Origin of the sequence: Burkholderia sp. E168m22 (assembly GCF_001319805.1) — a bacterium.
Lineage (GTDB): Bacteria > Pseudomonadota > Gammaproteobacteria > Burkholderiales > Burkholderiaceae > Burkholderia > Burkholderia orbicola.
This window is the reverse complement of sequence record NZ_BBSK01000014.1, coordinates 137,689-164,400: the sequence shown is the minus strand read 5'-3', so window position 1 is coordinate 164,400 and position 26,712 is coordinate 137,689. Positions and strand designations below refer to the sequence as shown.

At 67.3% G+C, this 26,712-nt stretch carries 19 protein-coding genes and 1 tRNA gene; 12 read left to right on the top strand and 8 right to left on the bottom strand.

Going from position 1 to position 26,712, the window contains the following annotated elements; translation table 11 throughout:
- Positions 1 to 71: 71 nt before the first annotated feature.
- The 6 genes from AP428_RS03915 to wecB form a co-directional block, all read right to left on the bottom strand.
- Positions 72 to 1,901 (bottom strand): acyl-CoA dehydrogenase, encoded by a 1,830-nt coding sequence (locus AP428_RS03915; protein ID WP_054927591.1) that lies wholly within the window; start codon positions 1,899 to 1,901, stop codon positions 72 to 74.
- Between the two features lie 109 nt (positions 1,902 to 2,010).
- Positions 2,011 to 2,778, bottom strand: a complete 768-nt coding sequence (locus AP428_RS03910) for a class II aldolase/adducin family protein (RefSeq protein WP_011545123.1) — start codon at positions 2,776 to 2,778, stop codon at positions 2,011 to 2,013.
- A gap of 72 nt (positions 2,779 to 2,850) precedes the next feature.
- Complete coding sequence (locus AP428_RS03905) at positions 2,851 to 5,175, bottom strand: xanthine dehydrogenase family protein molybdopterin-binding subunit (RefSeq protein ID WP_011545122.1); 2,325 nt, start codon at positions 5,173 to 5,175, stop codon at positions 2,851 to 2,853.
- Positions 5,172 to 5,633, bottom strand: coding sequence for a (2Fe-2S)-binding protein (locus AP428_RS03900; RefSeq protein WP_011545121.1), 462 nt, complete (start codon positions 5,631 to 5,633; stop codon positions 5,172 to 5,174). Before AP428_RS03900 ends, AP428_RS03905 begins: the two co-directional genes overlap by 4 nt.
- A gap of 334 nt (positions 5,634 to 5,967) precedes the next feature.
- On the bottom strand, positions 5,968 to 6,978 hold the full coding sequence (locus AP428_RS03895; protein WP_054927590.1) for a zinc-binding dehydrogenase: 1,011 nt from the start codon (positions 6,976 to 6,978) through the stop codon (positions 5,968 to 5,970).
- A 305-nt stretch (positions 6,979 to 7,283) separates the two neighbouring features.
- Positions 7,284 to 8,501, bottom strand: coding sequence for a non-hydrolyzing UDP-N-acetylglucosamine 2-epimerase (gene wecB, locus AP428_RS03890; RefSeq protein WP_011545118.1), 1,218 nt, complete (start codon positions 8,499 to 8,501; stop codon positions 7,284 to 7,286).
- A 1,183-nt stretch (positions 8,502 to 9,684) separates the two neighbouring features.
- Between wecB and AP428_RS03885 the strand changes: the two genes are divergently transcribed.
- The 7 genes from AP428_RS03885 to glmS all read left to right on the top strand — a co-directional run bounded on the left by AP428_RS03885 (position 9,685) and on the right by glmS (position 19,584).
- The gene (locus AP428_RS03885) at positions 9,685 to 11,256 is read left to right on the top strand and encodes a glycosyltransferase family 2 protein (protein WP_054927589.1); all 1,572 of its coding nucleotides are present in this window, start codon (positions 9,685 to 9,687) and stop codon (positions 11,254 to 11,256) included.
- Positions 11,257 to 11,259: 3 nt separating this feature from the next.
- Positions 11,260 to 12,255 (top strand): polymer-forming cytoskeletal protein, encoded by a 996-nt coding sequence (locus AP428_RS03880; protein ID WP_011545115.1) that lies wholly within the window; start codon positions 11,260 to 11,262, stop codon positions 12,253 to 12,255.
- 10 nt (positions 12,256 to 12,265) lie between these two features.
- Positions 12,266 to 13,279: a YaiO family outer membrane beta-barrel protein gene (locus AP428_RS03875; RefSeq protein ID WP_011545114.1), complete on the top strand. Its 1,014-nt coding sequence runs from the start codon at positions 12,266 to 12,268 to the stop codon at positions 13,277 to 13,279.
- Between the two features lie 13 nt (positions 13,280 to 13,292).
- Positions 13,293 to 14,063, top strand: a complete 771-nt coding sequence (locus AP428_RS03870) for a hypothetical protein (RefSeq protein WP_054927588.1) — start codon at positions 13,293 to 13,295, stop codon at positions 14,061 to 14,063.
- Positions 14,064 to 14,397: 334 nt separating this feature from the next.
- The gene (locus AP428_RS03865) at positions 14,398 to 16,536 is read left to right on the top strand and encodes a polysaccharide deacetylase family protein (RefSeq protein ID WP_054927587.1); all 2,139 of its coding nucleotides are present in this window, start codon (positions 14,398 to 14,400) and stop codon (positions 16,534 to 16,536) included.
- 92 nt (positions 16,537 to 16,628) lie between these two features.
- The gene (locus tag AP428_RS03860; protein ID WP_054927586.1) at positions 16,629 to 17,717 is read left to right on the top strand and encodes a hypothetical protein; all 1,089 of its coding nucleotides are present in this window, start codon (positions 16,629 to 16,631) and stop codon (positions 17,715 to 17,717) included.
- A 49-nt stretch (positions 17,718 to 17,766) separates the two neighbouring features.
- Positions 17,767 to 19,584: a glutamine--fructose-6-phosphate transaminase (isomerizing) gene (gene glmS, locus AP428_RS03855; RefSeq protein ID WP_054927585.1), complete on the top strand. Its 1,818-nt coding sequence runs from the start codon at positions 17,767 to 17,769 to the stop codon at positions 19,582 to 19,584.
- 51 nt (positions 19,585 to 19,635) lie between these two features.
- Here the strand turns inward: glmS and AP428_RS03850 are convergent.
- A tRNA-Arg gene (locus tag AP428_RS03850) sits at positions 19,636 to 19,712 on the bottom strand.
- A gap of 160 nt (positions 19,713 to 19,872) precedes the next feature.
- Complete coding sequence (locus AP428_RS03845) at positions 19,873 to 20,703, bottom strand: undecaprenyl-diphosphate phosphatase (RefSeq protein ID WP_011545102.1); 831 nt, start codon at positions 20,701 to 20,703, stop codon at positions 19,873 to 19,875.
- Between the two features lie 479 nt (positions 20,704 to 21,182).
- Between AP428_RS03845 and AP428_RS03840 the strand changes: the two genes are divergently transcribed.
- The 5 genes from AP428_RS03840 to AP428_RS03820 all read left to right on the top strand — a co-directional run bounded on the left by AP428_RS03840 (position 21,183) and on the right by AP428_RS03820 (position 26,702).
- Positions 21,183 to 22,094 (top strand): aldose epimerase, encoded by a 912-nt coding sequence (locus tag AP428_RS03840; RefSeq protein ID WP_054927584.1) that lies wholly within the window; start codon positions 21,183 to 21,185, stop codon positions 22,092 to 22,094.
- A 131-nt stretch (positions 22,095 to 22,225) separates the two neighbouring features.
- Positions 22,226 to 22,927 carry a peptidoglycan DD-metalloendopeptidase family protein gene (locus tag AP428_RS03835; RefSeq protein WP_006476318.1) on the top strand — a complete coding sequence of 234 codons (702 nt, stop codon included), beginning with the start codon at positions 22,226 to 22,228 and terminating at the stop codon, positions 22,925 to 22,927.
- Between the two features lie 367 nt (positions 22,928 to 23,294).
- On the top strand, positions 23,295 to 24,914 hold the full coding sequence (locus AP428_RS03830; RefSeq protein ID WP_054927583.1) for an acyl-CoA synthetase: 1,620 nt from the start codon (positions 23,295 to 23,297) through the stop codon (positions 24,912 to 24,914).
- A gap of 74 nt (positions 24,915 to 24,988) precedes the next feature.
- Positions 24,989 to 25,312, top strand: coding sequence for a DUF2288 domain-containing protein (locus AP428_RS03825; RefSeq protein WP_050013661.1), 324 nt, complete (start codon positions 24,989 to 24,991; stop codon positions 25,310 to 25,312).
- A gap of 10 nt (positions 25,313 to 25,322) precedes the next feature.
- On the top strand, positions 25,323 to 26,702 hold the full coding sequence (locus tag AP428_RS03820; protein ID WP_054927582.1) for an MATE family efflux transporter: 1,380 nt from the start codon (positions 25,323 to 25,325) through the stop codon (positions 26,700 to 26,702).
- Positions 26,703 to 26,712 lie beyond the last annotated feature (10 nt).

Here is a 26,712-nt window from a genome sequence, read left to right as displayed (position 1 = left end):
TCACGACGTGCATGCGATGACCATCGCATCGGCAAGATCGTCGGTATTCCGGAATGTCGTTGAAACCACGTTCAGAACCACGCGTCGCGCATGTCGAGCGTCGTCGTGTCGACGCTCGACAGCAGGTCGAGCTGCGCATCCACCTTCGGCAGTTCCCAGCGGAAGAAGTAGCGGGCCGCCGCACGCTTGCCGTCGTGGAAATCGCCGTCGTGTCCGTGCGCGGCGAGCGTCACGTCGAGCCACAGCCACGCAACGACGAGATGGCCGAACGCTTCGAGATACACGCTCGCGTTCGCCAGCCGCGTCCGCGGATCACCGATCGCGTTCAACTGATGCGTCACGTCGCACAGTCTCGCCCAACGCTGCGCCAACGCATCGGCCTGCTCGCGCGTGCCGGCATCCAGTGCCCGCGCGCGCTCGACGGTCGCGCCGATCCGCGCATCGAGCGCGCGCAGCGACGCGCCGTCGTCCTGCGTGACCTTGCGGCCCAGCAGATCGAGCGCCTGGATGCCGTGCGTGCCTTCGTGAATCGGATTCAGGCGGTTGTCGCGATAGAGCCGTTCGACCGCGTAGTCGCGCGTGTAGCCGTAGCCGCCGTGCACCTGGATCGCGAGATCGTTCGCGGCCAGACACCACTGCGACGGCCAGCTTTTCGCGATCGGCGTCAGGATGTCGAGCAGGCGCGTAGCCTCGGCGCGCGCCGTCGCATCGCCGTGCGCGCGCGCTTCGTCGACCAGTTTCGCGCAGTACAGGATCAACGCGAGACCGCCTTCGACATAGGCCTTCTGCGCGAGCAGCATGCGCCGCACGTCCGGATGGTCGACGATCGGTGCCTGCGGCGCGGCCGCATCCTTGGCCGCAGGCCCGAGCGGGCGGCCTTGCGGGCGGTTGCGCGCGTAGTCGAGCGCGTGCAGATAACCGGTGTAGCCGAGCGCCACCGCGCCCGCGCCGACCCCGATACGCGCCTCGTTCATCATATGGAACATGTAGGCGAGGCCGTGATTCGGCTGGCCGACCAGATAACCGATCGCACCCGCGCGCCCTTCCGGCCGATAACGCGTCCCTTCGCCGAAATTCAGCAGACAGTTGGTCGTGCCGCGATAGCCCATCTTGTGGTTCAGCCCGGCGAGCACGACGTCGTTGTGCTCACCGCTCGCGTCGCCATCGGTGCCGGTCAGGAACTTCGGCACGATGAACAGCGAGATGCCGCGCGTGCCGGGCTGCAGCCGGCCATGTTCGTCGGGGATCTTCGCGAGCACGAGGTGAACGATGTTTTCCGCCAGCTCGTGCTCGCCGCCGGAAATCCACATCTTGTTGCCGGTCAGCCGGTAGCGCGGGCCGAGCGGGGAAGCGCCTTCGAAATCGGCGCGCGTCGCGATGTCGGACAGCGACGAGCCGGCTTGCGGTTCGGACAGGCACATCGTGCCGAGGAAACGCCCTTCCAGCTCCGGGCGCGCGAACGCGTCGATCTGCGCGGCGCTGCCGTGCGCGACGAGCAGGTTCGCGTTGGCGACGGTCAGGAACGGATACGCGGCGGTCGCGATGTTCGCGGCCTGGAAGAACAGGAACGACGCGGCTTCGACGAGCTTCGGCAAGCGCATGCCGCCGAGCGCTTCGTCGTGACCTGCGGCGATCAGCCCGGCGTCCGCGAACGCGCGCACGGCCGGCTCGACTTCCGGGATCAGCGTCACGCGTTCGCCGTCGAACCGCGGCTCCTCGCGATCGCCGCGCGCCGCGTGCGGCGCGAACAGGTCTTCGGCAATCCGCTCGCTGGTGTCGAGCACCGCGTCGAAGGTCTCGCGACTATGCTCCGCGTAGCGCGGCAGCGCGACGAGCGCTTCGGCGTCGAGCCAGTCATACAGCAGGAACGCGAGATCGCGTCGCGACATCAACAGACTCATCGTGCTGCCTCCCGGGTTGCCGGCCGTGTCAGCCGAATGAAGGGTTGCGTGACTGCAAGCGCTGGCAGGAATTTAGCACGGTCGTTCGCAAACGACAACGACGCGCAAGCTAGTCCGCGTATCCGGGATTACGCCGATCGAGCTGGCGCAGCAATCCGGGCCAGACGAGCGCCCCGGCGCCCATTCCGCGCGTGACCGCGGCGATCTGCTGCTTGATGCCGTCGAGAATCGGCTGCGCGATCGGCAGCAGCGTCGAGCCGCCCGCCTGCGCGCGCACCTGGATCATGCAGGCCGCTTCGAAGAAGTACATCGCGACGAACGCATCGGCCGGCGTCGCACCGACGGTCAGCAACCCGTGGTTGCGCAACATCAGGTTCGTGTTGCCGCCGAGGTCGCGCACGAGGCGCGCCTTCTCGCCCTCGTTGAGCGCGATGCCCTCGTAGTCGTGATAGCCGAGCGACGCCAGCACGCCGAGCGACTGCTGCGACAGCGGCAGCAAGCCCGCTTCCTGCGCCGAGACGGCCACGCCGTTGATCGAATGCGTGTGCATCACGCATTGCGCATCGTCGCGGGCCGCATGCACCGCGCTGTGGATCGTGAAGCCGGCCGGGTTGATCTCGTACGGCGATTCGGACACCTTGCGTCCGTCGAGATCCACCTTGACCAGCGACGACGCCGTGATCTCGTCGAACATCATCCCGTACGGGTTGATCAGGAAGTGGTGCTCGGGGCCGGGCACCCGCGCGGAAATATGGGTGAACACGAGATCGTCCCAGCCAAACAGCGCGGTGAGGCGATACGCGGCCGCCAGGTTGACTCGTGCATCCCATTCGGCGGGAGAAACCGTCTGTTTCACACTGACATCGGATGAGGTCACGTCATGCTCCTTGTTCAGGGCTCGAAGTGAGCCGGGCCGCACGATGCGGCCCGGCGCGGGACAGATGCTGCGTCAACCGGCCTGCGGTTTCGCGAGCTGATCGGCCACCGGCAGGCTGCGGATACGCGTGCCGGTCGCCGCGAAGATCGCGTTGGTCAGCGCCGGCGCGACGGGCGGCAGGCCCGGTTCGCCGACACCGCCGAGCGGCGTCGCGTAATCGTCCGGCGCGACGAGATGCACGCGGATCTCGCGCGGCGCCTCGTTCATTCTCAGCACCTGGAAGCCGTTGAAGTTGCTCTGCTCCGGGCGGCCGTCCTTGAACGTGATCTCGCCGTGCAGCGCGATGCCGAGCCCCATCACCACCGCGCCCTCGAGTTGCGAACGCACGCGCTCCGGATTGACCTGCGGCCCGCAGTCGATCGCGATGTCGACGCGCGGCACCGAGATCCTGCCGTCCGCATCGACCTGCACCTCGCACACCGCGGCCGTGTACGACACGAAGCTGCGATGCGCGGCGATCCCGAGCCCGTGCCCCTTCGGCAGCTTGCGCCCCCACCCGGCTTCGCGCGCGACCGTCTCGACCACGCGCCGCAGCCGCCCCGTATCGACCGGATACAGCGCGGGGTCCTCGCCGTAGTTCACGTTTTTCACCGTGATGTGCGGCTCGAAACGCCGCGCGGGCCCGATCAGGTCGAGCAGGAAATCCTTCGGATCGCGGCCGGCCGCATGCGCGAGCTCCGATACGAAACTCTGGATGCCGAACGCATGCGGAATGTTGTACACCGAGCGGAACCAGCCGATCCGCGTGTGCGCTTGCGCGGCCGGATTCTCGATCCGCACGTTCGGAATCGCGAACGGCAGATCCGCGATGCCTTGCGCGAGCTCGCCCGGCTGCTCGTGCACGACGCCGGGCCGGAACGTCGACTGGATCGATGGCGCGACCGTGCGATGCTGCCACGCGACCACCTTCCCCGACGCATCGATCCCGCCGTCGAACGCTTCGAGCGACACCGCGTGGAAGTAGTCGTGCGCGATGTCGTCCTCGCGCGTGAAGGTCAGCTTCACGGGTGCGCCGACCGCCTTCGACAGCAGCGCGGCTTCCACCACGTAATCGGGCTTGGACTTGCGGCCGAACCCGCCGCCGAGCAGCGTCACGTTGACCGTCACGCGCTCCGTCGGCAAGCCGAGCGCCTTCGCGATTTCGTCGCGCGTGGTCTGCGGCGCCTGCGTGCAGGTCCATACTTCGCAGCGGCCGTCGGCCACCCGCACGACGGCCGCGGGCGGCTCCATCGTCGCGTGCGCGAGATGCGGAATGTAGTACGTCGCGCGCACGCGTTTCGCCGCACCGGCGAGTGCCGCCGCCGCGTCGCCGTCGCTGCGGATCACGTCGCCCGGCTGCGCGGCAGCCGCTTCGAGCGCCTTGCGATATTCGGCCGAGTCGTAGCCCGCGTTGGGTCCGTGCTTCCAGTCGATCTTCAACTGCGCGCGTGCCTGGATGGCCGTCCACGTATCGTGCGCAATCACGGCCACGCCGCCGAGCGGCTGGAAGCCGGAAGGCAGCGGCGTCGACGCCAGTTGCACGACCTTCACGACACCCGGCAGCTTCCCGGCAGCCGATGCATCGAACGACGCCACCGTATCGCCGTAGACCGGCGGGCGCGCGACGACCGCGTACAGCATGCCGTCGAGCCGCGTATCGATCCCGTACTGCGCCCGCCCGCCTACGATGTCGCGTCCGTCGATCAGCGCCGTCTTGCCCTTGCCGATATAGCGGAATTCGGCCGGCGCCTTCAACGCCACGCTTTTCGTATCGGGCACCGGCAGCGCGGCGGCTTTCGCGGCCAGTTCGCCGAAGCCGAGCTTGCGGCCGGTTTTCGTGTCGACGACCTCGTGCACCGTCGCCTTCACCTGGCGCACGTCGACGCCCCACGTCGCTGCCGCGGCTTGCTCGAGCATCGTGCGCGCGGCCGCGCCCGCTCGGCGCAGCGCGGCGAAGCTCTGGCGCAGGCTGCGCGAACCATCGGTGTTCTGGTTGCCGTAGCGCGGCTCGTCGCCTACCGCTTGCGCGACCTTCACGCGCGCCCAGTCCGCGCCGAGCTCGTCGGCCACCACGAGCGCCACGCTCGTGCGCACGCCCTGCCCCATCTCGGAGCGGATGCAGGTCACCGTGACGGTGCCGTCCGGGGCGATCGCCACGAACAGGTTCGGATCGTCGCGCAAGCCGTGCGGCATCCCTGCGCCGCCGTACTGCGGATTCGCGCTGACGGGCGGCTGCACCGGCGCGGCCGCCTGCGCGAGCGACGGCACGCCGAACGCGAGCAACAGCCCGCCCGATGCGAAGCCCAGCAGCAGCGCGCGACGGCTTGCGTTGTGCACGGAGAGTTCGGACGCGCTCATGCGGCACCTCCGCGCCGCACGGCCAGCCGGATCGCCGCGCGAATGCGCGTATAGGTGCCGCAACGGCAGATGTTGCCGGACATCGCATCGTCGATGTCGGCGTCGGTCGGATGGGGATTGGTCTTCAGCAGCGACGCGGCCTGCATGATCTGCCCGGACTGGCAGTAGCCGCATTGCGCGACGTTCAGCTCCTGCCACGCCTGCTGCAGCGGGTGCGTGAGGTCCGTCGACAAGCCTTCGATCGTCGTCACGCGCTTGCCGGCGGCGACCGCGACGGGCGTGATGCACGCGCGGATCGCCACGCCGTCGAGATGCACGGTGCACGCGCCGCACAGCGCCATCCCGCAGCCGAACTTGGTGCCGGTGTGGCCGAGCACATCGCGCAGATACCAGAGCAACGGCATGTCGGGATTGCCGTCGAAATGCTGCTCGCTACCGTTGACGGTCAGCGTGATCATCGTTCACCTCCTGGTTGCGATGCCCGCCGGGCAGGCATCGGGTGGGGATTCGAACGGCGCGGCGCACATTCCGAACGATCAGGCAGGCGTGGCACCGTTTCGTCGACCGTGTCGCGTGCAGCACGGTCGGGCTGATGCTGCGAACGATGCTGTCGGCCGGTTGCCTGCGCAACCTTTCAACGTCACGCCGGCCAGACGCTCGTCCGCATGGATCGCCGTCCGCATTATCGAACCATTTCGGATTTGACGTCGGATCGACGCGGTTCGGGAGTTTTAGGCAAACGGCACGGGAATTCGGCCGGAAACGGCATGCGTCGACGGCCGATCGCGCCCGTCAGTCGACCAGCACCACGGGCTTGCCCGAGAACCGCCGATGCCGGAGCCCTTCCAGCTGTGCGGGCAACTTCTCGAAGTCGCCCGTGACGCGTGCTTCGGGTTGCATCCGGCCGTTCGCGATACCGGCGAGCAGCATGCTGCCCGCCGTGGTCGTCTCGAGCCACGCCGCATCGTCGCCATACGTGTGCAACGCATTCAGCGCGACTTCATGAAGCGACGCGCTCGACGTGAACGGCGGCAGCGGCGGCGTGTCGAAGCGCCCCTGGATGCACACGATATGCCCGTTCGCGGCCACTGCAGGTGCCCAGCGGGCCGCATACCGCGCATCGATGCTGTCGAACACCGCATAGAAACGCCGGGCCAGTTCGGGCGTCGCGCCGATCGTTTCATCGACGGCGCCCGGCAGGAAATGGCTTGCCCCTCGCTCGCGCAGGCGCTCCCAATGTCGTTCGTGGCTCGACACCGACACCACGAACCCGCGATCGGCGGCGATCTGCACCAGGTAGTTGCCGACCGCGCCACCCGCGCCGCTGACGAGGATTTCCCTCGCCACGCGGTACGGTACCTTCTCGAGCGCCTGCCATGCGGTCAGCGCCGGGCACGGGACGCTCGCCGCCGTTTCGAAATCGAGCGTGTCGGGCACCGTCAGCAGCACGCCGGCCGCAACCGGCGTGTATTCCGCGAAACTCCCGTGCTCGCCGAGCGCCTGATGATAGGCGACGCGGCGGCCCAGCAGGTAGCGCATCGCGTCGTCCGCAACCGCGACCACCGTGCCCGCGCCATCGACGCCGGGCACATGCCCGAGACGCCAGTTCACGAGCGCGCCGCCAAGCACTTTCCAGTCGACCGGATTGAGACCGATCGCGTGGTTGCGGACCAGCACCTGGCCGGGCTTCAGCCCCGGCATTTCGCGTTGTTCGAGACGCAACTGCGCGGGATGCTCGCTGCCTTGCCAGGTCCACGCCCGATAGCGGGCCGGCAATGATGCTTGATGAATGAATTGAGTCATGGGGATGGGCATGGTGTGACACGCGACGGGCGCTCGGCGATCCCGTGCAAGTGCGAATGCAACGGACCCCGCATCGGAGTTCCGCCCGTCGATGCGATTTTCGGAAGAGGCGGGTTGGATATCCGCAGAAGTATCCGTGCGCGGTGCCGTTCCGCGAAAGAGGCTTCCCGCGAAAACACTTTTGAATGCATCGGGAAAATGGGTTCCGGGTCGCATACAGGCAAACATCCGGCCGACCTCGCGGCCGGACCGGATGTTTGACGCCTGCGTCGAACGCGCCGGCAGGCGCTACCGCGCGTCCTTCTTCACGGCGAGCGCAACGCCTGCAATCCGAGCGTGAGCGCGTTGAACGGCATTTCCGCGGCGCCCATCGCAAAACTCGTCGTCTTCGTCGGCACGCCGGGCGTGCGCATCAGCGCGTGAACGATCCGCTCGCTCGCATGGCCGTCGCCGTACGGATTGCTCGCGCGCGACATTTCCTCGTAAGCGCTCTCGCTGTCGAACAGCCGCGACGCCTCCCACACGATCCGCTCCTGGTCGGTGCCGACGAGCCGCGCGGTGCCGGCCTGAATCGCTTCGGGCCGCTCGGTCGTCTCGCGCGTGACGAGCACCGGCTTGCCGAGCGCCGGCCCTTCTTCCTGAATGCCGCCCGAATCCGTGATGATGAAATACGCGCGCGACATCAGGAATACGAACGACAGATATTCCTGCGGCTCGATCAGGTAGATGTTGGGAACGCCGCCGAGCCGTGCGCGTGCTGGCTCCCGCACGTTCGGGTTCAGATGCAGCGGATAGACGAACTGCGCATCGCGATAGCGGCTCGCCAGTGTGCACAGCGCGTCGCAGAAATGCCGGAACGGTTCGCCGAAACTTTCACGGCGATGGCCGGTGATCAGCACGACGCGCCGCGACGGTTCGAGGAACGGGAAGTAGGCGGCGATCCTGTCCGACAGCGCGGCGGTGCGATCCAGCATGCGCTTGACCTCGTGCAACGCATCGATCACGGTATTGCCGGTCAGCGAGACCGCCCCGCCCGGCACGCCTTCGCTCAGCAGGTTGTCGCGCGCCTGCCCGGTTGGGGCGAAATGCCATGACGACACCGCATCGGTCACGCGGCGATTCAGTTCCTCCGGCCACGGCGACCAGATGTCGCCGCTGCGCAAGCCGGCTTCCACGTGACCGACCGGCAGATAGCGATAGAACGCCGCCAGGCTCACCGCGAGCGTGGTCGTCGTATCGCCGTGCACCAGCACGATGTCCGGTCGCAATTCGTCGAAGACCATGCCGATCGCCTGGAGGATGCCGGTCGTCACGTCGGTCAGCGTCTGGCCTTGCCGCATCAGGTTGAGATCGTAGTCGGGCTTGATGTCGAACAGCGTCAGCACCTGGTCGAGCATTTCGCGATGCTGTGCGGTCACGCACACCCGGGCGTCGACATCCGCCTGCGCCTTCAGCGCGCGCACCAGCGGCGCCATCTTGATGGCCTCCGGCCGAGTCCCGAACACAAGCAAGATCTTCTTCATCGTTATCCTCGTTTAGCCACTTCGCGCCTGGCGATCCGGCACGTGGCGCGAAGCATGTATTCGGGCGGCGCATCCCGTACTCGCACGCGATCAACACGCGGCGGTGTCGCGGGGCGAGCGCGCCACCTCGTTCGCACGGTCGAAGCCGCGCGAATCGTCGTACTACCGGCGTCCCGTCGTACTGGATCGATCACGTCATGAGCCGTTCCTCGCTGCGTCGAGCATCAGGTCCTCCCACTACAGCAATATTCAAACCAGCCGGCCCGCCTCCCGGCCTGCTTCGTTCCGCGACCATCGCGTGCGAACAGCGCGTCGCGGAATGTTTCACAACTGCTACGGGCACACGCATCGCCGGATCGACACGACAACGATAAACAGCCGGACGCGCGCGCGATCCGTCTGACGACGTCGTCCGATGAATCGTGCATGCATGTCGAGCGCGCGTGACGCGGCGAATCGCATGCATCTTTCGACGCGCGTTGCGTCGCCTCGATTCGACGCTTTCGTCTGTGCAGCGTGCAGCGCGCACGCGACCGTCGTCCACCCTCGCGCGCACCGGATTTCCCACGCACACGACGGTGCTTGCCTCACACGAATCGGTGCGCGGGAAATGTTGCGAATGTGTAACGCCACGCCCAAACCGGCAAATACATCGGAGTCCGGTCCATTCGTCTCATGTGAAAACGGCGTTCGTTCAGCGCGCCGGACCGTCTCGCACACGACGCACGACACACGACGGTCAGCCATGCCAGGCTGCGCCGACAATGCGGCACGACAAGTTGGACCACCCCGGTCGCCGCGCGACGTGTTCGAATGCGTGCGATCGCCCCTGCGGAGTCGAATGCGGCGCGCACACGCTGATTCGTCAGTGAATCAAAACACGCCGCCCGCGCGCCGCCCGCATTCGCCTGCGGCGCTCGCCCCCTTGTCGCGCGGGGCATGCCGGCAGATGGCGCACGCCTTGCTTAATGTCAGACAGGTGCGTCCCGAAGCACTCGCACGGCAGCAAACAGACGGGGACGCCAAAGCAACGAAGCCGGGAGGCGACGCGACGCGTCCGTCCGGGGCAACCGACAACCGCCCCTGTGCAACGAACGCGTCACCGCCTTCCATTGACATCCGCGCGATCCACGGAGCGCCTTCAGCTCTCATCGGTCGTCGTCGCGGGCACGGGGACCAGGACATGACGAAAACGCGGACGGCGTCACTCTGCGAGCAAGGCATCCTGCTGCTGATCGTGCTGGCCTGCTCGCTGGTCGTGCGCGACACCGGATCGCGGGCGATCGCCGAACCGGCCCGCTTCAGCGTGCCCGCCGCCAACATCACGACTGCCGCGAACGCCGCGAACCTCGCGATCTCGATGGAGCGCACCGCGCTCGATAGCGTGACGCTTTCGCTCGCCGCACAGGCCGCGACCGACACGGACGCGTCGCTCGAACCGCCGCCCGCCGCCACGTCGGGCATCACGTTCGATCCCGAGTTGCTGCTGATGCCGTGCGTGGCGTACCTGTGGCTGTTCACGCTGCTGACGTGCGCGTATGCCGCGCGGCATTACGTATTCAGCCTCGATCGCCTGTTCAAGCCGCAGCACGCGCCTTACCGGGCGATGACCCACGGCGATTGGCCGCGGCTCACGGTATTCGTCGCCGCCCACAACGAGGAAACGGTCATCGTCGATTGCCTGATGGCGCTGCTGGCCACGACCTACCCGCGCGACCGGCTCACGATCATCCCGGTCAACGACCGCTCGACCGACAACACGCGCGCGTTGATCGACGAGGTCCGGGCACTCGCGCCCGAGCTGATCCAGCCGTTTCACCGCGAAACCGGCAAGCCGGGCAAGGCAGCCGCGCTGAAGGATGCGCTGCGGTTCATCCGCGGCGACATCATGGTGGTATTCGACGCCGACTACCTGCCTCGACCGGGGCTGCTGAAGGAACTCGTCGCGCCGTTCTTCGATCCGGAAGTCGGCGCGGTGATGGGCCGTGTCGTGCCGCAGAACGCCGACAGCAACCTGCTCGCGCGGCTGCTCGATCTCGAGCGCGCCGGCGGCTATCAGGTCAACCAGCAAGCCCGCAACAATCTCGACCTGGTGCCGCAGTACGGCGGCACGGTCGGCGGCATCCGCAAGGGTGCGCTCGACGCCGTGGGCGGCTGGTGCGACGACACGCTCGCCGAAGATACCGACATGACCTACCGCCTGCTGCTGAGCGACTGGCGCACGGTCTATCTGAACCACGCCGAATGTTATGAGGAAGTGCCGGAGCGCTGGGCCGTCCGCGCCCGGCAACTGACCCGCTGGGCGAAGGGCCACAACCAGACGATGCTGCGCTATCTGGTGCCGGTGCTGCGCAATCCGCTGATCTCGCGGCGCTGCCGGCTCGACGGCGCACTGTTGCTCGGCGTGTTCACGATGCCGGCGCTGCTCGCGATCGCGTGGAGCGCCGCGCTCGCGCTCTACCTGTTCAACGGCGTCAACTCGACCGCGCTCGGCCTGCTCCTGTCGCTGTTCGCGCTGTTCTCGTTCAGCACCTTCGGCAACTTCGGCGTGTTCTTCGAGATCGTCGTCGCCGCGCGGCTCGACGGTCGCGCGACGCGCCTGCGGCTCGTGCCGGTCAACGTCGTCGGCTTTTGCGTGACGATCGCGGCGGTCGTCTCCGCGCTCTGGGGACTCGCGCTCGACGCCGCGTTTCGCCGCGAACTGAAATGGGACAAGACCGAGCGTTTTCGCCGGCAGTTGAAACCGGAGCGATGAGCGATGACGACCTTCAATGTGATGGTGCCGGTGGCCAGCGTACTCGCCCTGCCGTTCCTGCCGATGCTGCATGAACTGATCCGGCGCAGCGACGTCGCGGCACTCCCGATCGGCGACGGGCCGTTCGTCGATCAGGCGCTGCTCGCCGCGCGCTGGCACGACGCGCTGCGTGCCCACGTGGCCGGCACGCCGCCGGCGGATGCGTCGGCCGTGCCGCCGTGGCAAACGCTCGGGCTGGCCGTGCAGCACGCGGACGCGATCCACGTCGCACGTGACGCGCATCGCGACGACGTGCTCTACGCCGATCGCACGATCACGCTCGACGAAGGCGCGCAGGCCGCGTACGCGTTCGCCGACGAGCACATCGACATCCATGCCGGCGCGACGATCGGCACGCTCGCGCATGCGCCGCTGATCGACGTCGACGACGCAGTGCTGCGCGGCGTCGTGGTCGGCGACACCGTGCGCCTGCGCGGCGCCGGCGGCTTCGCGTGCCTGTACGGCGAGCCGCTCGTCTTCGGCGCGGCGCCCGGCCCGCGACCCGCTGACGCACCGGCCGCCCCGCGCCGCGCGATCTCGCTCACCCGCCACTTCGCGTCGCTGCCGCATCGCTTCGTGCACGGCCGTTACCTGCTGCCGTGCGACGTTCGCCTGCCCGCACACACGGTCGTGCAGGGCAACCTGATCGTCGAAGGCGCGCTCGTCCTCGGTGAAGGCTGCGTGCTGCGCGGCAGCGTCAAGGCGCATCGCGTCGAACTCGAACGTCATGCGTTGCTGCACGGTGCGGTATTCGCGCGCGACGACGTGTTGCTCGCCCACGCGAGCTGCATCGACGGCGTCGTGTCGGCCGGCGGCCTGCTGCGACTGACGGGGGCGCGCATCGGCGTCGCCGGCCATCCGGTCAGCGCGTGCGCGCGCGACGTCTCGATCATCAATCATGCCTGCGTGCATGGCGATCTCGTGGCGTGGCGCAGCGGCTGGTTCCACACATCCCGTTAAGGAGCGCCTCATGTCCGATCGCCCCAGCCATCGCGACCCGCGCGTGCCGGTTGCCACTCTCGCGATGCTGTGCGGCGTCGCCTTCGGCGCGCCCGCGGCGCTGGCGGAGCAGCCTGACGATGCCGCCGCCACGCCGGCCGTGCAGCCTCCGGCCCCCGCGACCGTCATCACGCCACGGATGCGCGACGAGTCGATGTTCGTGCGCGTGGACGCCGAAGGCCTGCCGGACGGCGTGCCGCTCGCCGAGTTCACGCCCGAGGATACGAACCGCCCGCCGCTGCCCGATGCAGTCGTCACGCATGTGCAGGCGCCGCAGGAATCGCACACCGAATTGACGCTCGGCTATTCGAACGCACACCTGACGCACGGCTACGGCGACTGGTACGGCGTGCATCTGCGCGGCGTCTACCAGGATGGCGGCCGCACCGTGCTCGGCGAATTGGCGCAACTGCACCGCTTCGGCGAGAACACGCAGCTCGGCGCGCTGACCTACGTGCAGGACCTCGGCCCCGACTGGTTCGGCGGGATCGGCTTTTCCGGGACCACATCGGGCACGATCCTGCCGAGTGCGCGCGTCGACGTGTCGATCAACCGCAAGCTATTGTCCGATCGTTCGCTGGTGGTGTCGCTCGGCGCCGGCTACGCATGGAACCGCAGCGGCCACCGCGATCAGCTGTATCACGCCGGCGTGATCTGGTATGCATTGCCGAAGTGGATTTTCGAGGCGGGCGCGAACTATACGGTCGATTCACCCGGATCGGTGAAGGCGCCGGCGTACTACGGCGCCGTCACCTACGGCGAAGTCGGCAAGAGCGTGATCGTGCTGCGCGGCGGCGTCGGCCGCGAGGCGTATCAGGTCACCGGGTCCGGCACGCAGATCGCGGATTTCCGCAGCCACGAGATCACCGCGAAATGGCGCTACTGGTTCACGCGCAAGTGGGGTACGCAGCTCGAATTCGACTATTACCACAACCCGTACTACTCACGAATCGGCGGCGAGCTCAGCGTCTTCTATCGCTGGTAAGCGGGCGGGCGCCATGCACACGCATCCCGTCCGTCCTCCCGTCGATCGTTCGCTGCGCACCCACGCGTACCCGCAGCGCTGGCTGTCGTCGATCGCGCTGCTGACGCCCGCGCTGTACGCGTCGCTGTGGTTCGGCTTGCCGCTGGCGTGGCGCTACTGGCGCTCGGTCATGGCGTGGGGCGCACACCAGCTCGATCCGGCGCTTCACGTGATCGTGATCGGTTACCCGCCCGACGCACCGCGCGTGCCGCTGCTGTCGATCGACGTCGCGGCCCGCATGCCGGGCGGCATGCTGCTGGCCGCCACCGCCGCGCTCTGCGCGACCGGCTTCGCCGCATCGTTCATCCGGCGGGCGAACTGGTTGCCTGTTGCATATCTGTTACGTATCGCGAGCTTCACCCAACTGCTGATCTGCGCATACTTCTGGCTTGCGCCCGGCACGTTTCCGTATGTCCCGCAATTGCACCTGCGCGACATGTTCGTGCTGCACGGCGCGGCGATCGCAGTGATCCCGCTGGTGATGGCCGCGCTGTACTACCCGCTCGATTTCTCGCTGCTGCAAAAAGCCGTCGCGTCGCTGCTGGTGCTCGGCTACTTCGTGTTCGCGCTGCCGTTCGTGATGCTGCTGCACGCGACGATCATCCATCACGGCTCGCTGCTGTTCCTGCCGTTCTGCTATTTCCTGCTCGGCGGGCCACTGCTGATCGGCCTGCTGGTCACGCTCTATACCTACTGCGCAAGCTGGCCCGGCGCACTGACGCACGATCGCGATTCCGTCTGCTGATAGCGCGTTCAAACGCGCCGTATCAGCGATGAAACGAATCCGCCGCGTTTCCGGCCCTGCCGCCCGGCCCGCATCACAGGAAGCCAGCAGGACCGGGCCTCCTGCGCCAATGGCACGTTGTTCGCTTCTTTCAATACGTCGCATCGAGTCCTCTCATCGGCGAAGGCTGCGCGGCGCCCCGGCGCCCTGGCGCAATCCGTCCGCCGTCGACATGCACCGCTCGATACCCGACGAACCGGACAGCCGCACACACCTACGGGGCTGGATTGGTCGACCTCGCGGCACGCGCGTTCCGGCTGCCGCACGCCCCCATTCCTTGAGCGAGGAGCACACCATGTTGGCAAAGTCAGGCAAGTTCTTGCGGATCCTGTTCGCGCTGTTCGCGCTCGCGTTCGCATTCAGTCCGGGCGGCGTTCAGGCGGCCACCAATCAGCTCCTCCTGTTGGTGCCCGACACGCTGACGCTGCCCGATTCGCGCGTGTCCGCATGGCTCGACAGTGCGCAGGAAGAAGGGCTGCAGATCAAGGTGATGACCGACAGCCAGTTCATGGCGGCCGGCGCGTCGCTGTCGCAGTATCCGGGCCTGATCCTGCCCGACCAGGTGCATACGACAGCCGCCGATGCGCTCGTGACGGCGATCCAGAACTACGCGTTGAACGGCGGCAAGGTGATGCTCGTCTACGATTTCGGCGTGCTGAATTCGGCCGGCTTCTACGTCAGCCCGAAATCGCGCTTCAGCAGCATGGTCGGTGTGGACTATGTGCTGTATGACCAATACGGCGGCAACATGATCGGCCTCGGCAACGTGACCGGCATGAGCAGCTGGCTGCGCACGCTCCAGGTGCCTCCCGGCAAGTCGATGGCATGGACCACGGCTTCGTCGAGCACCACGACCGCGACCGCGCTCGCCTCGACGAGCACCTCGGGCACGTCGACGAACACGTCGTCGGGCAGCGCGCAGTTTCTGGCCGCCAGCCCGTCGAACCCTGGCGGCCTCGCCAATTACAACCACGACGCATGGTTCAAGTACACGACGCCGCCCACGGGCAGCGGCGTGCTGAACCAGACGACGCCGAAGCTGACCGGCACCGTGACCGGCAAGCTGAAGAAGACTACGACGTATACCGCCAATTCGCTCCTGAGCACGTCGACCGGCAAGACGGCCAACACGCTCGCGGCGACGCTGGCCACCACCAGCGACACGCTCGAAGGCATCTCCGGCTACGTGTACGGCTTCCTCACCTATCCGAGCTTCGTCACGCAGGGGACGTACACCGGCACGACGATCCTGACCTCGCCGACCTTCGGGCTGGTGTCCGGCTACAACACGTACGGCAACGGCGGCGTGCTGTTCGTCAACCTGCCGCTCGCCTACCTCGACGGCCAGACCGACGGCATGCTGATTCACGGCTACCTGCATTATTTCGGCACGCAGATGCTGAACCTGCCGTCGCTGTCGCCGCTGCCGAAGGCGATGGCCGGGCTCGTGTTCAACTGGCACTTCTGCGCGGGCGACCAGATCCAGCCGGCGCTGCAACTGAAGAACCTCGGCGTATGGAACAACGGGCCGTTCTCGCTCGTGATCACGGCCGGGCCGGATGAAGCAACCTTCGGCGACGGCAACGGCATCAATCTCGCGAACAACCCGACCGCGCAGAGCCTCCTGAGGTATTTCGTGTCCAAGGGCCATCGCGTCGGCAGCCACGGCGGCTGGATTCACGATTACTGGGGAGCGAATGCGAGCGAAACGAACGCGAGCACGTTCACGCAGTACCTCGTGATGAACCATCAGGCCGTCCAGGCCGCGACCGGCCAGCCGGACGTCGAGTACGCGGCGCCGGAAGGCAACACGCCGACCTGGTCGGTCAACTGGCTCGAAAGCAACGGCTTCAACGGCTACTACTTCACCGGCCACACCGGCTCGGCACCGACCCGCGCATACCGCAACGGCGCGTTGCTGAACCCCGGCCTGTGGGCGTACCCCGTGATGCCGTTCGGCAAGTACGCGACGTTCGAGGAGTTCCAGCAATACGCGGTGCCGACGGCCGACGTCAACAACTGGTACGCATCCCTGATGAACTTCGTCGTCGCGAACCGCACGAGCCGGCTGATCTATGCGCATCCGCTGGGCGCGTCGTCCTACACGTCGACGTTGTCCGCGATCTTCTCGCAAGCCAATACGCTAAAACTGACGGGTCAGTTCAAGTGGTACACGATGAGTGACATCACGACCTTCGATCGTGCACGCCTGAACGTCACGTGGTCGGCCACCGACACGGGCAGCGGCTGGACGTTCGCCGCCAGCCATCCGACCAGCCTCGCGAACATGACGTGGCTGCTGCCGAAGAAGGGCTTCGCGCTGCCGGTCATCACGCAAGGCTTCGGCAGCGTCGTCATCACCGACTCGACGTACTGGCTCGTGACCGCGAACAGCGGCACCAGTCTCAAGTTCACCAGCGCCAAGGTGCACTGAGCCGCGACATCGACACACCCGCCGGCGCGCGGCGCGGCCAACGCCGCGCGCGGCGGGATTTGCGCAGGACCATCGCGCAGGAGCCCCCCATCATGAACCGGCCCGCGCTTTTCCCGGCCGCACGCGCACGCGTGGCGGCCACCGCCCGGCTATGCCGCCTCTGGTGCGTCGCCTGCTGTGTCGCCGCGTGCGGCGTCGCACTGCAGGCGAGCGCCGCCGAACTCCAGCTCAACGGACTCTACCAACGCCCCGACGGCGCGATCACCGTGCGCCTGAACGGCGCCGGCATCGATCCTTATTTCGCGGCGAAGGCGCTGCTCGGCGCCGCCGACGCCGGGCTCGACGCCCATCAGGCCGCGCTCGCCTGGATCGCGTGGCTGCTGCCGCGCCAGCGTCCGGACGGCGGGTTCGATCGCTACTGCGTGAAGAGCGGCCAGTACAGCTCATGCGCCGAAGCCGACGCCGACGATGCAATGATGGCGACCTGGATCGAACTGCTCGCCCGCTTCGCACCGCCCGAGGGCCTGCCCCCCGCATGGGAACTCAGCCTCGATCGCGCGGCCGCGCATCTGGACGCGCTGCTCAGCAAGCCCGCGGGCGTCTATCAGATCTCGTCGACGCTGCACGTCGCGCTGCTGATGGACAACGTCGAGGTCCACAGCGCGTTCCAGGCGCTTGCCGCGTATTACGTCCGGCATGGCGACGCCACGCGCGCCGGCCCGTGGAGCCAGCGCGCCGACCGGCTCGCGTCCGCGATCCTGAAGGTGTTCTGGCGCGGCACGCAGTCCGGCTTTCGCGCGAGCACGCAGCGCATCAGCGACACGACGTTCTATCCGGCGAAAGTCGCGCAGGTCTTTCCGCTTCTTTCCGGCATTCAGGTTCCCCAGCAATCGAACGAGACGATCTATGCGCAGTGGATGCAGAAGTACGGCAAGACCTGGCTGCAACTCGCCAGCTCCGATTATCCGTGGGGCTTGATCGCACTGGTCGCATTCAAGATGAACGACATGAACACGGTCGCGTGCTGGCATGCACGATCGGGGCCTTACCGGCACGGCGCGCACTGGAATGTACTCGAGGAGGCGCTTTACCTGGCATTCGAAAGCCGGATGGCCGACCCGGTCGCACCCGCTCGATGCGGCTTCACGACGGCGGCGACAACGGAGACCGCGTCACGCTGATCCACGCGTGCGCACGGTCCGGGGAAATCTACAGGGAAGGAGACGTGTCATGTGTGGCATCGTCGGCGCGGTCGCGCAACGGGATATCGTCCCGATTCTGATCGAAGGTTTGCGCCGCCTCGAATATCGCGGCTACGATTCATGCGGGGTGGCGACCGTCGTCGACGGCCAGGCACGCCGCGAGCGCAGCATGTCGCGCGTCGCCGATCTCGACGCCCACGTGCGCAGCGCCGGCCTCGCCGGCAGCACCGGCATCGCGCACACGCGCTGGGCAACCCACGGCGCGCCCGCGACGTGCAACGCGCATCCGATCTTCTCGCGCGACGAAATCGCGCTGGTGCACAACGGCATCATCGAGAATCATGAAACGTTGCGCAAGCAACTGTCCGACGAGCACTACGAATTCGACGGCCAGACCGACACCGAGGTAGTCGCGCATCTGATCCACAGCAAGTATCGCGGCGACCTGCTTGCCGCCGTGCGCGATGCGACCTCGCAACTGCACGGCGCCTACGCGATCGCGGTGTTCAGCAAGCACGAGCCGCAGCGGCTGATCGGCGCGCGGGCCGGCTCGCCGCTCGTCGTCGGCGTGAAGGACGGCGAATGCTTTCTCGCGTCCGATGCGCTCGCGCTCGCCGGCATCACCGACCGCTTCATCTTTCTCGAGGAAGGCGACATCGTGGAGCTGACGCCGGGCGGCGTGCGGGTACTCGATCGCACCGGCGCGCCGATCGAACGCGCGATACAAACCATTTCGTCCGCGCAGGGCGTGATCGAGCTCGGCCCCTACCGGCACTTCATGCAGAAGGAAATTTTCGAGCAGCCGCAGGCCGTGGCCGCGACGATCCCCGATGCCGGGCTGTTCGATCCCGCCGTATTCGGCCCGGACGCCGCGCGCGCGTTCGAGCAGATCGACAACGTGCTGATCCTCGCGTGCGGCACGAGCCACTACTCCGGCCTGACCGCACGCCGCTGGCTCGAGACGATCGCACGCATCCCCGCGCAGGTCGAGATCGCGAGCGAATACCGTTACAGCGACGCGCTCGCGACGCCGAATACGCTGGTGGTCAGCGTGTCGCAATCCGGCGAGACCGCAGACACGCTCGCCGCCCTCAAGTACGCGCAGGCGCTCGGCCACATCGACACGCTGGCGATCTGCAACGTGCCGACCAGCGCGATGATGCGCCAGACCGGCCTGCGCTTCCTGACGCGGGCCGGCCCGGAAATCGGCGTCGCGTCGACCAAGGCGTTCACGACGCAGCTCGTCGCGCTGTTCATTCTCGCGGTGACGCTCGGGCGGCTGCGCGGCTACGTCGACGATGCGCAACTCGCGCGCTATACGACGCAGTTGCGGCGCCTGCCCGGCGCGCTCGAAGACGTGCTGGGGCTGGAGTCGCAGATCGCGCGCTGGGCGGCGGAGTTCTCGCAGCATGAAAACGCGCTGTTTCTCGGGCGCGGGCTGCACTACCCGATCGCGCTCGAAGGCGCGTTGAAGCTGAAGGAGATTTCGTATATCCACGCGGAAGCGTACCCGGCGGGCGAGCTGAAACACGGGCCGCTTGCGCTCGTCACGCACACGATGCCCGTTGCCACGATCGCACCGAACGACGCGCTGCTCGAAAAGCTCAAGTCGAACATGCAGGAGGTGCAGGCACGCGGCGGGCAGCTTTACGTGTTCGCGGATGCCGATACGCGGATCGACAACGGCGAAGGCGTGTCGGTGCTGCGAATGCCGGATTACTACGGGTTGTTGTCGCCGATTCTGCACGTCGTGCCGTTGCAGTTGCTCGCGTATCACGCCGCGTGCTTGCGGGGCGCGGATATCGACAAGCCGAGGAATCTGGCGAAATCGGTGACGGTGGAGTGATGCGCTCGCGTCATCCGGGGTGGCCCCGGGAAGATCGCCCAGTGATCAAACTGGCCCGCCCTACACGATTCGAACGTGTGACCTACGGCTTAGAAGGCCGTTGCTCTATCCAACTGAGCTAAGGGCGGTCGGGGGAGAAAAGACACGGCCTGACACGGACCGCATTCGGCATCGGGGTTTTGAGCAACAACAACTCAAAGCCCCGAAACAAAACGGGCCCGACACGAAGCCGAGCCCGAAATTATACCCGATCATCGCGCCAGATCACGCGAGACCGGCGCCGGCGCATCAAACCGGCTGCGGATGCAGCATGAACCAGCCGAGACAGAACACGCCGGCGATCACGCAATACACGCCGAACGACGCGAGCCGGCCGCGCCCTTCGAAATAGCGCATCAGGAACCGCACGCTCAGGTACGCGGCGATCGCCGTCAGCACGCCGCCGAGCAGCGCATCCGCGAGCTGGTCGCGCGCATGGAACAGCTTCGGCAGTTCGAGCACGCCCGCGGCAAAGATGATCGGCGTGCCGAGCAGAAACGAGAATTCCGCCGCCTTTTCCGCCGTCAGCCCGGCCACATTGCCGGCAATCATCGTCAGCCCGCTGCGCGAGAAGCCCGGAATCAGCGCGCCGATCTGCGCGAGCCCCACGAAGAACGCCTGCTTGAACGTCATCTTCTCGGGCGCCTGATGCGCGCGGCTGCGCTGGATGCGATCACCCAGCCACAGCAACACGCCGTTGACGATCAGCGCGATCGCGACGATCCGCAGATCGTGAAACACGCGCTCGATGCGCTTTTCCAGCAGCAGCCCGACGATGCCGGTCGGGATCGTGCCAATGATCAGCGCCCACATCAGGTGGCCGTCGTCGTTCTTGCGGCCGCCGAGCTGCGCGAAGAAACCGCCGATCAGCGCGATCCAGCGCGCGCGGAAGTACCACAGCAATGCCAGCGCGGTGCCGAGGTGAAGCGCGACGAGGAACGGCAGCAGTTGCGGCGCGTGCTTGTCGATGTGCATGCCGAACAGCGCCGGCACGAGCAGCGTATGGCCAAGGCTGCTGACGGGGAAGAGTTCGGTGACGCCCTGCAGGACGCTCAGGAATACCAGAAACCAGAGGCTCACGCGTCGGTCCTTTTAGTGAAGATTAAGCGGGAAGGAAGGAGGACGACGCGATGCGCGTCCTGGAAAACGCGCCCCGATTATGCCGAGCCAGGATTACTGCGCCAAGGCATTTGGCAGGATATTGCGGCGCTGCACACAAACGCTTGCAATTTGTAAGCACCCGGAAAGCAAAAAGCCCGCCATTTGCATGGCGGGCCTGTCGACTTCGGCAGAAATTGCCGTCAGCGGCCGAGCTGATAGAAAAATAATACCGTGCTGCCGGTGAACATGCCGAACAGTGCGATTCCCATTGCCATTGCCAGATCCATGGCCCCCTCCACGAAGTGTCATGACCCGGCAACATCACCGGTTTAGAGGCATTATCCCGACCATTGACAGTGTTAAAAACTCGCAATTTCCCGAGAAGGGTTTTCCCCGAGCGGCCACGGCCCGATAATGGAACGCCCGTTGCTCCCGTCACCCGCCCAACCCGATTCGCCATGCCGATCTTCCAGCAACACGACATTCACGAACTTCACGCCGGCCCGTCGCTCGTCCGGGTCGCCCCGCAATTCGGCGGCCGCCTGCTGTCCTGGCACGTCGATGGCGAACCGGTGATCTTCTGGCCGGAAACCGCCGACTGGAGCAACCTCGCCCGCGTGCGCGGCGGCAATCCGCTGCTGTTCCCGTTCCTCGGCCGCCACCGCGTCGACGGCGAGATCGGCCGCTGGCGCGACGCCGCCGGCGTGGTCCGCGACCTGCCGATGCACGGCTTCGCGCGCGATCTGCCGTTCGACGCGCACCCGTCGGCCGATGGCGCCGCGCTGTCGATGACGCTCGACGCGAACGACGCGCTGCGCGCGAGCTACCCGTTCGATTTCCGGTTCGAAACCACGTACCGGCTGGCCGACGCGCATACGCTCGACGTCGCGCTGACAACGACCAATCGCGGCGACACGCCGCTGCCCTACTACGCCGGCCACCACTTCTACTTCGCGCTGCCGCACGGCGAGCGGGCCGACACCCTCCTCGAGCTGCCGCCGACCCGCCGTTGCCACCAGCGCGCGGACGGCTCGATCAGCCCGCCCGAACCGGGTGAAGCCCGCTACCGCCTCGACGATCCGGACATCCTCGACCGCTTCCACTGCCTCGACGGCACGCCGTCCACGCCGGTGCGCATCGTGATGCCGGGCCGCCGCCGCACGATCGAGATCGCGCTGGACGTGCCGGGCTCGATCCCGTGGTACGCGGTCACTACCTGGACCGAAAAACCGGATTCGGATTTCTATTGCGTCGAGCCGTGGCTCGGCCTGCCCGATGCGATCCACAACGGCCTCGGCCTGCGCATGCTCGCGCCGGGCGCGACCGAAACGGCCACGCTGCGAATCCGCGTGATCCCGCTCGCCGGCTGATTCGACACACACCGACGCGGGGCGCGACAGCCGCGCCAGCGCCGAAACTGCGGTGCGCGGGTCGAACCCGTTAAAATCGGACGTTTTGTGTTGCCTGCCGCGTCGCGCGCGGCAGGGTCTTGCGAGGTTCAATGTTCGGAACAACAACGAAGCGACTCTTCGCAGCCGCCTGCGCCGCGCTGCTCGTCGCGTGCGGCTCCGCGCCCGTCGGCCCCGGGTTCTATCGCGTCGAGCGTGGCGACACGCTCTACAAGATCGCGCGCGACAACCGCACGTCGGTACAGAGCATCGTGCGCTGGAACCAGATGACGAACCCCGATGCGATCGAAGTCGGCCAGGTGCTGCGCGTCGCGCCTCCGCCCGGCACGACCACCGCATCGACGCCGTCGACCACCGGCACCGGCAGCGCGGGCCGTGCACGCCCGGCGCCTTCCGCCCCGGTCGAATCGGCCGTGAAGCCGGCCACGAGCATTGCGCTGATCTGGCCGGCGGCCGGCAACGTGGTGCGCACGTTCGACGGCTCGAAATCGAAGGGCATCGACATCGCGAATTCGCCGGGCACGCCGGTGGTCGCGGCCGCGCCGGGTGTCGTGGTCTATGCCGGTAACGGGCTGCGCGGCTACGGCAACCTGATCATCCTGAAGCACAACGCCGATTACCTGACGGCCTACGCGCACAACCGAGCGCTCCTGGTGAAGGAAGGCCAGTCGGTTACGCAAGGGCAATCGATCGCCGAGATGGGTAACAGCGACAGCGATCGTGTCGCGCTGCATTTCGAGCTGCGCTATGGCGGCCGCTCGATCGATCCGTCACGCTACCTGCCGGCGCGCTGAGCGCACGACAGACGGCACGCGATGCCGGCACGCATCGCGTGCCGTCGCGGCGAAAACGGAACACATCAAGTCAGCGCTTGCGCAGACGTCCGGTGAAACGGCCGGACAACGGATCGACGTGACGAGCAAACGCCACCAGCACCCCGATTCCGATCAGGCTGAACCCCGCAGCTATCAGAAGCAAATCCATGGTCACACCACTGTTTTGTCTTGATCTTATGCGTCATTGTGGAATCGTGCACTGAGCCTCGCCTATTGGACGAGTCCGAACATTCCCTATCAGCAAACACCATTGTGGATTCGTCTGCGTGAAATCCTGATGTAAGCCGTTCACCCGACGCCACGCTCGACACCAGGAGACCTCGCGATGCTGCCCGCCGCCGACCGCTACGATCACCTCCTCGCCCGCTTCCGCTGGGACATTCCGGCGCGCTACAACATCGGCGTGGACGTGTGCGACAAATGGGCCGACGGCAGCGGACGCGTCGCGCTGATCCACGAAACGGCGCGAGGCAACGTTTCCCGCCTCACGTTCGACGACCTGAAGCATGCTTCTAACCGGCTCGCGAACAGCTTCGCGCGTGCCGGCCTGCGGCGCGGCGACCGGATCGGCATCTTTCTCGCGCAAGGCCCCGAAACGGCGATCGCACACCTGGCCGCGTACAAGTTCGGCGCGATCGCGGTACCGCTCTTCACGCTGTTCGGCGTCGATGCACTCGAGTACCGGCTCGCGAACAGCGAGGCGGCCGCGCTCGTCACCGACGCGGCCGGTTACGCGAAGATCGCGCCGCTGCGCGCGCAACTGCCGGCGCTGCATACCGTCTACTGCATCGGCGACGACGCGCCCGACGCGCCCGGCGTGCTGCGCTACGACGCGGCGCTCGCCGCCGAAGCGCCCGATTTCGTGCCGGTGGATACGGCCGCCGACGATCCGGCGCTGATCATCTACACGTCCGGCACGACGGGCAAACCGAAGGGCGCGCTGCACGCGCATCGCGTGCTGCTGGGCCACCTGCCGGGCGTCGAGATGTCGCAGCAGTGCTTCCCGCACGACGCGCGCCTGTTCTGGACGCCCGCCGACTGGGCATGGATCGGCGGCTTGCTCGACGTGCTGCTGCCGTCATGGCATCACGGCGTGCCGGTGCTCGCGCACCGCTTCGAGAAATTCGACGGCGAAGCGGCATTCGCGCTGATGGCGCGGCACGGCGTCACTCACGCCTTTCTGCCGCCCACCGCGCTGAAGCTGATGCGCGCCGTCGTGGCGCCGCGCGAACGCTACACGCTGGCGCTGAAATCGGTCGCGAGCGGCGGCGAATCGCTCGGCACCGAACTGACGGCATGGGGCCGCGATGCGCTCGGCGTGACGATCAACGAGTTCTACGGGCAAACCGAATGCAACATGGTGCTGTCGTCGTGCGCGGCGCTGTTCGATGCGCAGCCCGGCGCGATCGGTAAGGCGGTGCCCGGTCATGCAGTCGCGATCGTCGATGCGCACGGCACGCCGCTGCCGCCCGGCGTCGAAGGCCGCATCGCGGTGCGCCGCCCCGACCCGGTGATGTTTCTCGAATACTGGCGCAACCCCGACGCGACGCGCGACAAGTTCGCGGGCGACTACCTGCTCACCGGCGATACGGGCACGATCGACGCCGACGGTTTCGTGCGCTTCGTCGGCCGCGACGACGACGTGATCACGAGCGCCGGTTACCGGATCGGCCCCGGCCCGATCGAGGACTGCCTGCTCACGCATCCGGCGGTGCGGATGGCCGCCGTCGTCGGCGTGCCCGACGCGACGCGCACCGAGATCGTCAAGGCGTTCGTCGTGCTGAACCCCGGCCACGTCGGCGACGCCGCGCTCGTCGGCGCGCTGCAGGCACATGTGCGCACGCGGCTCGCCGCCCACGAGTACCCGCGCGCGATCGCGTTCGTCGACGGCCTGCCGATGACCGCGACCGGCAAGATCATCCGGCGCGCGCTGCGCGACGCGTGAGCGCCCCCCGCTGCCGCTCGGCCCGCCCGGCCGGATGGTTTATAGTGGCGCCACGCAGTCTTTCCAAGAAACCGATGTCCTCTGATCAACACGCCGCCGCGGGCGCGTCGCACAGCCCGCTCTACGCCAAACTCCTCGGCGAAACCGCCAAGATCGACTGGTGCGATCTCGAACGCTTCTTCGCGCAGGGCAAGCTGCTGTCGATCGCGCGCGACCTCGATCTCGTCAGCGTCGCGGAAGCGGTTGCCAGCGACGATGCCGAACAGGTTACGCGCTGGCTGTCGTCCGGCCTCGTCGCGCGCATGCCGGCCGAAACCGCCGCCGACTACGCGGCGCGCAATCCGGAGCTGTGGGCGGTCGTCGTCTCGCCGTGGGTCTGCGTGCAGGAACGCGCCTGACGCATCCGTCATGTCCGAATCCGCCTTACCGCTCGGGGCCGGCAGCGTGTCGGCCGCCGTCACGCATCGGCGCGTCCTCGCGCTCGCATTCCCGATCGTCCTTGCGAACCTGACCCAGCCGATCCTCGGTGCCGTCGACACGGCCGTCGCCGGCCACCTTGACGGGACGCAATATCTCGGCGGTGTCGCGCTCGGCGGGCTGTTCTTCAATTTCGTGTTCTGGGGCTTCGGCTTCCTGCGGATGGGGACGACCGGCCTCGTCGCGCAGGCGCATGGCGCCGGCGACGCCGCCGGAATCCGCCTGAACCTGCTGCGCGCGCTGATCGTCGCGTTCGCGCTCGGCGTCGCGGTGCTGGCGCTGCAGGTGCCGCTGCTGTCGTTCGCGCTGTCCGCGCTCGGCGGCAGCGATGCCGTCCGCGCGACGGCGCTCGCATACAGCCACGCACGGATCTGGAGCGCACCGTTCGCGCTCGCGAACTACGTGGTGCTCGGCTACCTGCTGGGCGTGCAGCGCGTCCGGCTCGCACTCGTCACGCAGGTGTTCATCAACGCGGTGAACATCGGTGCCGTGCTGCTTTACGTGTACGGCTTCGGCTGGGGCATCGCCGGCATCGGCGCCGCCACCGCCACCGCGGACGCGTGCGGTTTCGCGCTCGGTGCGTGGATGCTGTGGCGGCTGCGGCCGCGCGGCCTTGCACCGCTCGCGGTACGCGCGCTTGCCGACCGCGTCGCGCTCAAGCGGCTGATCGCGCTCAATCGCGACATCTTCCTGCGCACGCTGTGCCTGCTCGGCGCGTTCGGCTGGTTCGCGCATCTCGGCGCGAAACAAGGCGACGCGACGCTCGCCGCGAATGCGCTACTGCTGAATTTCCAGACCTTCATGGCGTATGGCCTCGATGGCTTCGCGCATGCGGCCGAGGCGCTCGTCGGCGCGGCGGCCGGCGCGCGCGATCGCCGCGCCTTCCGGCAAGCCGTGCGCGTCACGCTGTTCTGGTCGGCACTCGGCGCCCTGCTGTTCGCGCTCGTTTACTGGGCGGCGGGCGGCTGGATCGTCGCGCGCCTGACCGACCAGGCCGAGATCCGCGCCGTCGCGCTGCGCTACCTGCCGTGGGCCGCGATCTCGCCTATCGTGTCGGTCTGGGGTTTCCTGCTCGACGGCGTGTTCATCGGCGCCACGCAGACGCAATCGCTGATGCGCGCGATGGTCGTGTCGTTGTCGATCTTCGTCGCGGCCACGCTCGCCGCCGTCGGCACGTTCGGCAATCATGGCCTCTGGTTCGCGCTGCTGCTGTTCATGGCGGCACGCGGCGCGACGCTCGCGCGTTACCTGCCGGCGCTGTTGCGGCGCGTTGGCGCCGAACCGCAGGCCGCGCCCGCGGCCCGCGCGTGACTACGGGCCC

Excerpts from the sequence above, each read along its gene's own strand:
- AP428_RS03905 (WP_011545122.1), bottom strand. The coding sequence starts at position 5,175 with ATGAGCGCGTCCGAACTCTCCGTGCACAACGCAAGCCGTCGCGCGCTG.
- AP428_RS03840 (WP_054927584.1), top strand. The coding sequence starts at position 21,183 with ATGCCGATCTTCCAGCAACACGACATTCACGAACTTCACGCCGGCCCG.
- glmS (WP_054927585.1), top strand. The coding sequence starts at position 17,767 with ATGTGTGGCATCGTCGGCGCGGTCGCGCAACGGGATATCGTCCCGATT.
- AP428_RS03830 (WP_054927583.1), top strand. The coding sequence starts at position 23,295 with ATGCTGCCCGCCGCCGACCGCTACGATCACCTCCTCGCCCGCTTCCGC.
- AP428_RS03895 (WP_054927590.1), bottom strand. The coding sequence starts at position 6,978 with ATGACTCAATTCATTCATCAAGCATCATTGCCGGCCCGCTATCGGGCG.
- AP428_RS03880 (WP_011545115.1), top strand. The coding sequence starts at position 11,260 with ATGACGACCTTCAATGTGATGGTGCCGGTGGCCAGCGTACTCGCCCTG.
- AP428_RS03860 (WP_054927586.1), top strand. The coding sequence starts at position 16,629 with ATGAACCGGCCCGCGCTTTTCCCGGCCGCACGCGCACGCGTGGCGGCC.
- AP428_RS03820 (WP_054927582.1), top strand. The coding sequence starts at position 25,323 with ATGTCCGAATCCGCCTTACCGCTCGGGGCCGGCAGCGTGTCGGCCGCC.
- AP428_RS03900 (WP_011545121.1), bottom strand. The coding sequence starts at position 5,633 with ATGATCACGCTGACCGTCAACGGTAGCGAGCAGCATTTCGACGGCAAT.
- AP428_RS03865 (WP_054927587.1), top strand. The coding sequence starts at position 14,398 with ATGTTGGCAAAGTCAGGCAAGTTCTTGCGGATCCTGTTCGCGCTGTTC.
- AP428_RS03870 (WP_054927588.1), top strand. The coding sequence starts at position 13,293 with ATGCACACGCATCCCGTCCGTCCTCCCGTCGATCGTTCGCTGCGCACC.
- wecB (WP_011545118.1), bottom strand. The coding sequence starts at position 8,501 with ATGAAGAAGATCTTGCTTGTGTTCGGGACTCGGCCGGAGGCCATCAAG.
- AP428_RS03835 (WP_006476318.1), top strand. The coding sequence starts at position 22,226 with ATGTTCGGAACAACAACGAAGCGACTCTTCGCAGCCGCCTGCGCCGCG.
- AP428_RS03915 (WP_054927591.1), bottom strand. The coding sequence starts at position 1,901 with ATGAGTCTGTTGATGTCGCGACGCGATCTCGCGTTCCTGCTGTATGAC.
- AP428_RS03885 (WP_054927589.1), top strand. The coding sequence starts at position 9,685 with ATGACGAAAACGCGGACGGCGTCACTCTGCGAGCAAGGCATCCTGCTG.
- AP428_RS03875 (WP_011545114.1), top strand. The coding sequence starts at position 12,266 with ATGTCCGATCGCCCCAGCCATCGCGACCCGCGCGTGCCGGTTGCCACT.
- AP428_RS03825 (WP_050013661.1), top strand. The coding sequence starts at position 24,989 with ATGTCCTCTGATCAACACGCCGCCGCGGGCGCGTCGCACAGCCCGCTC.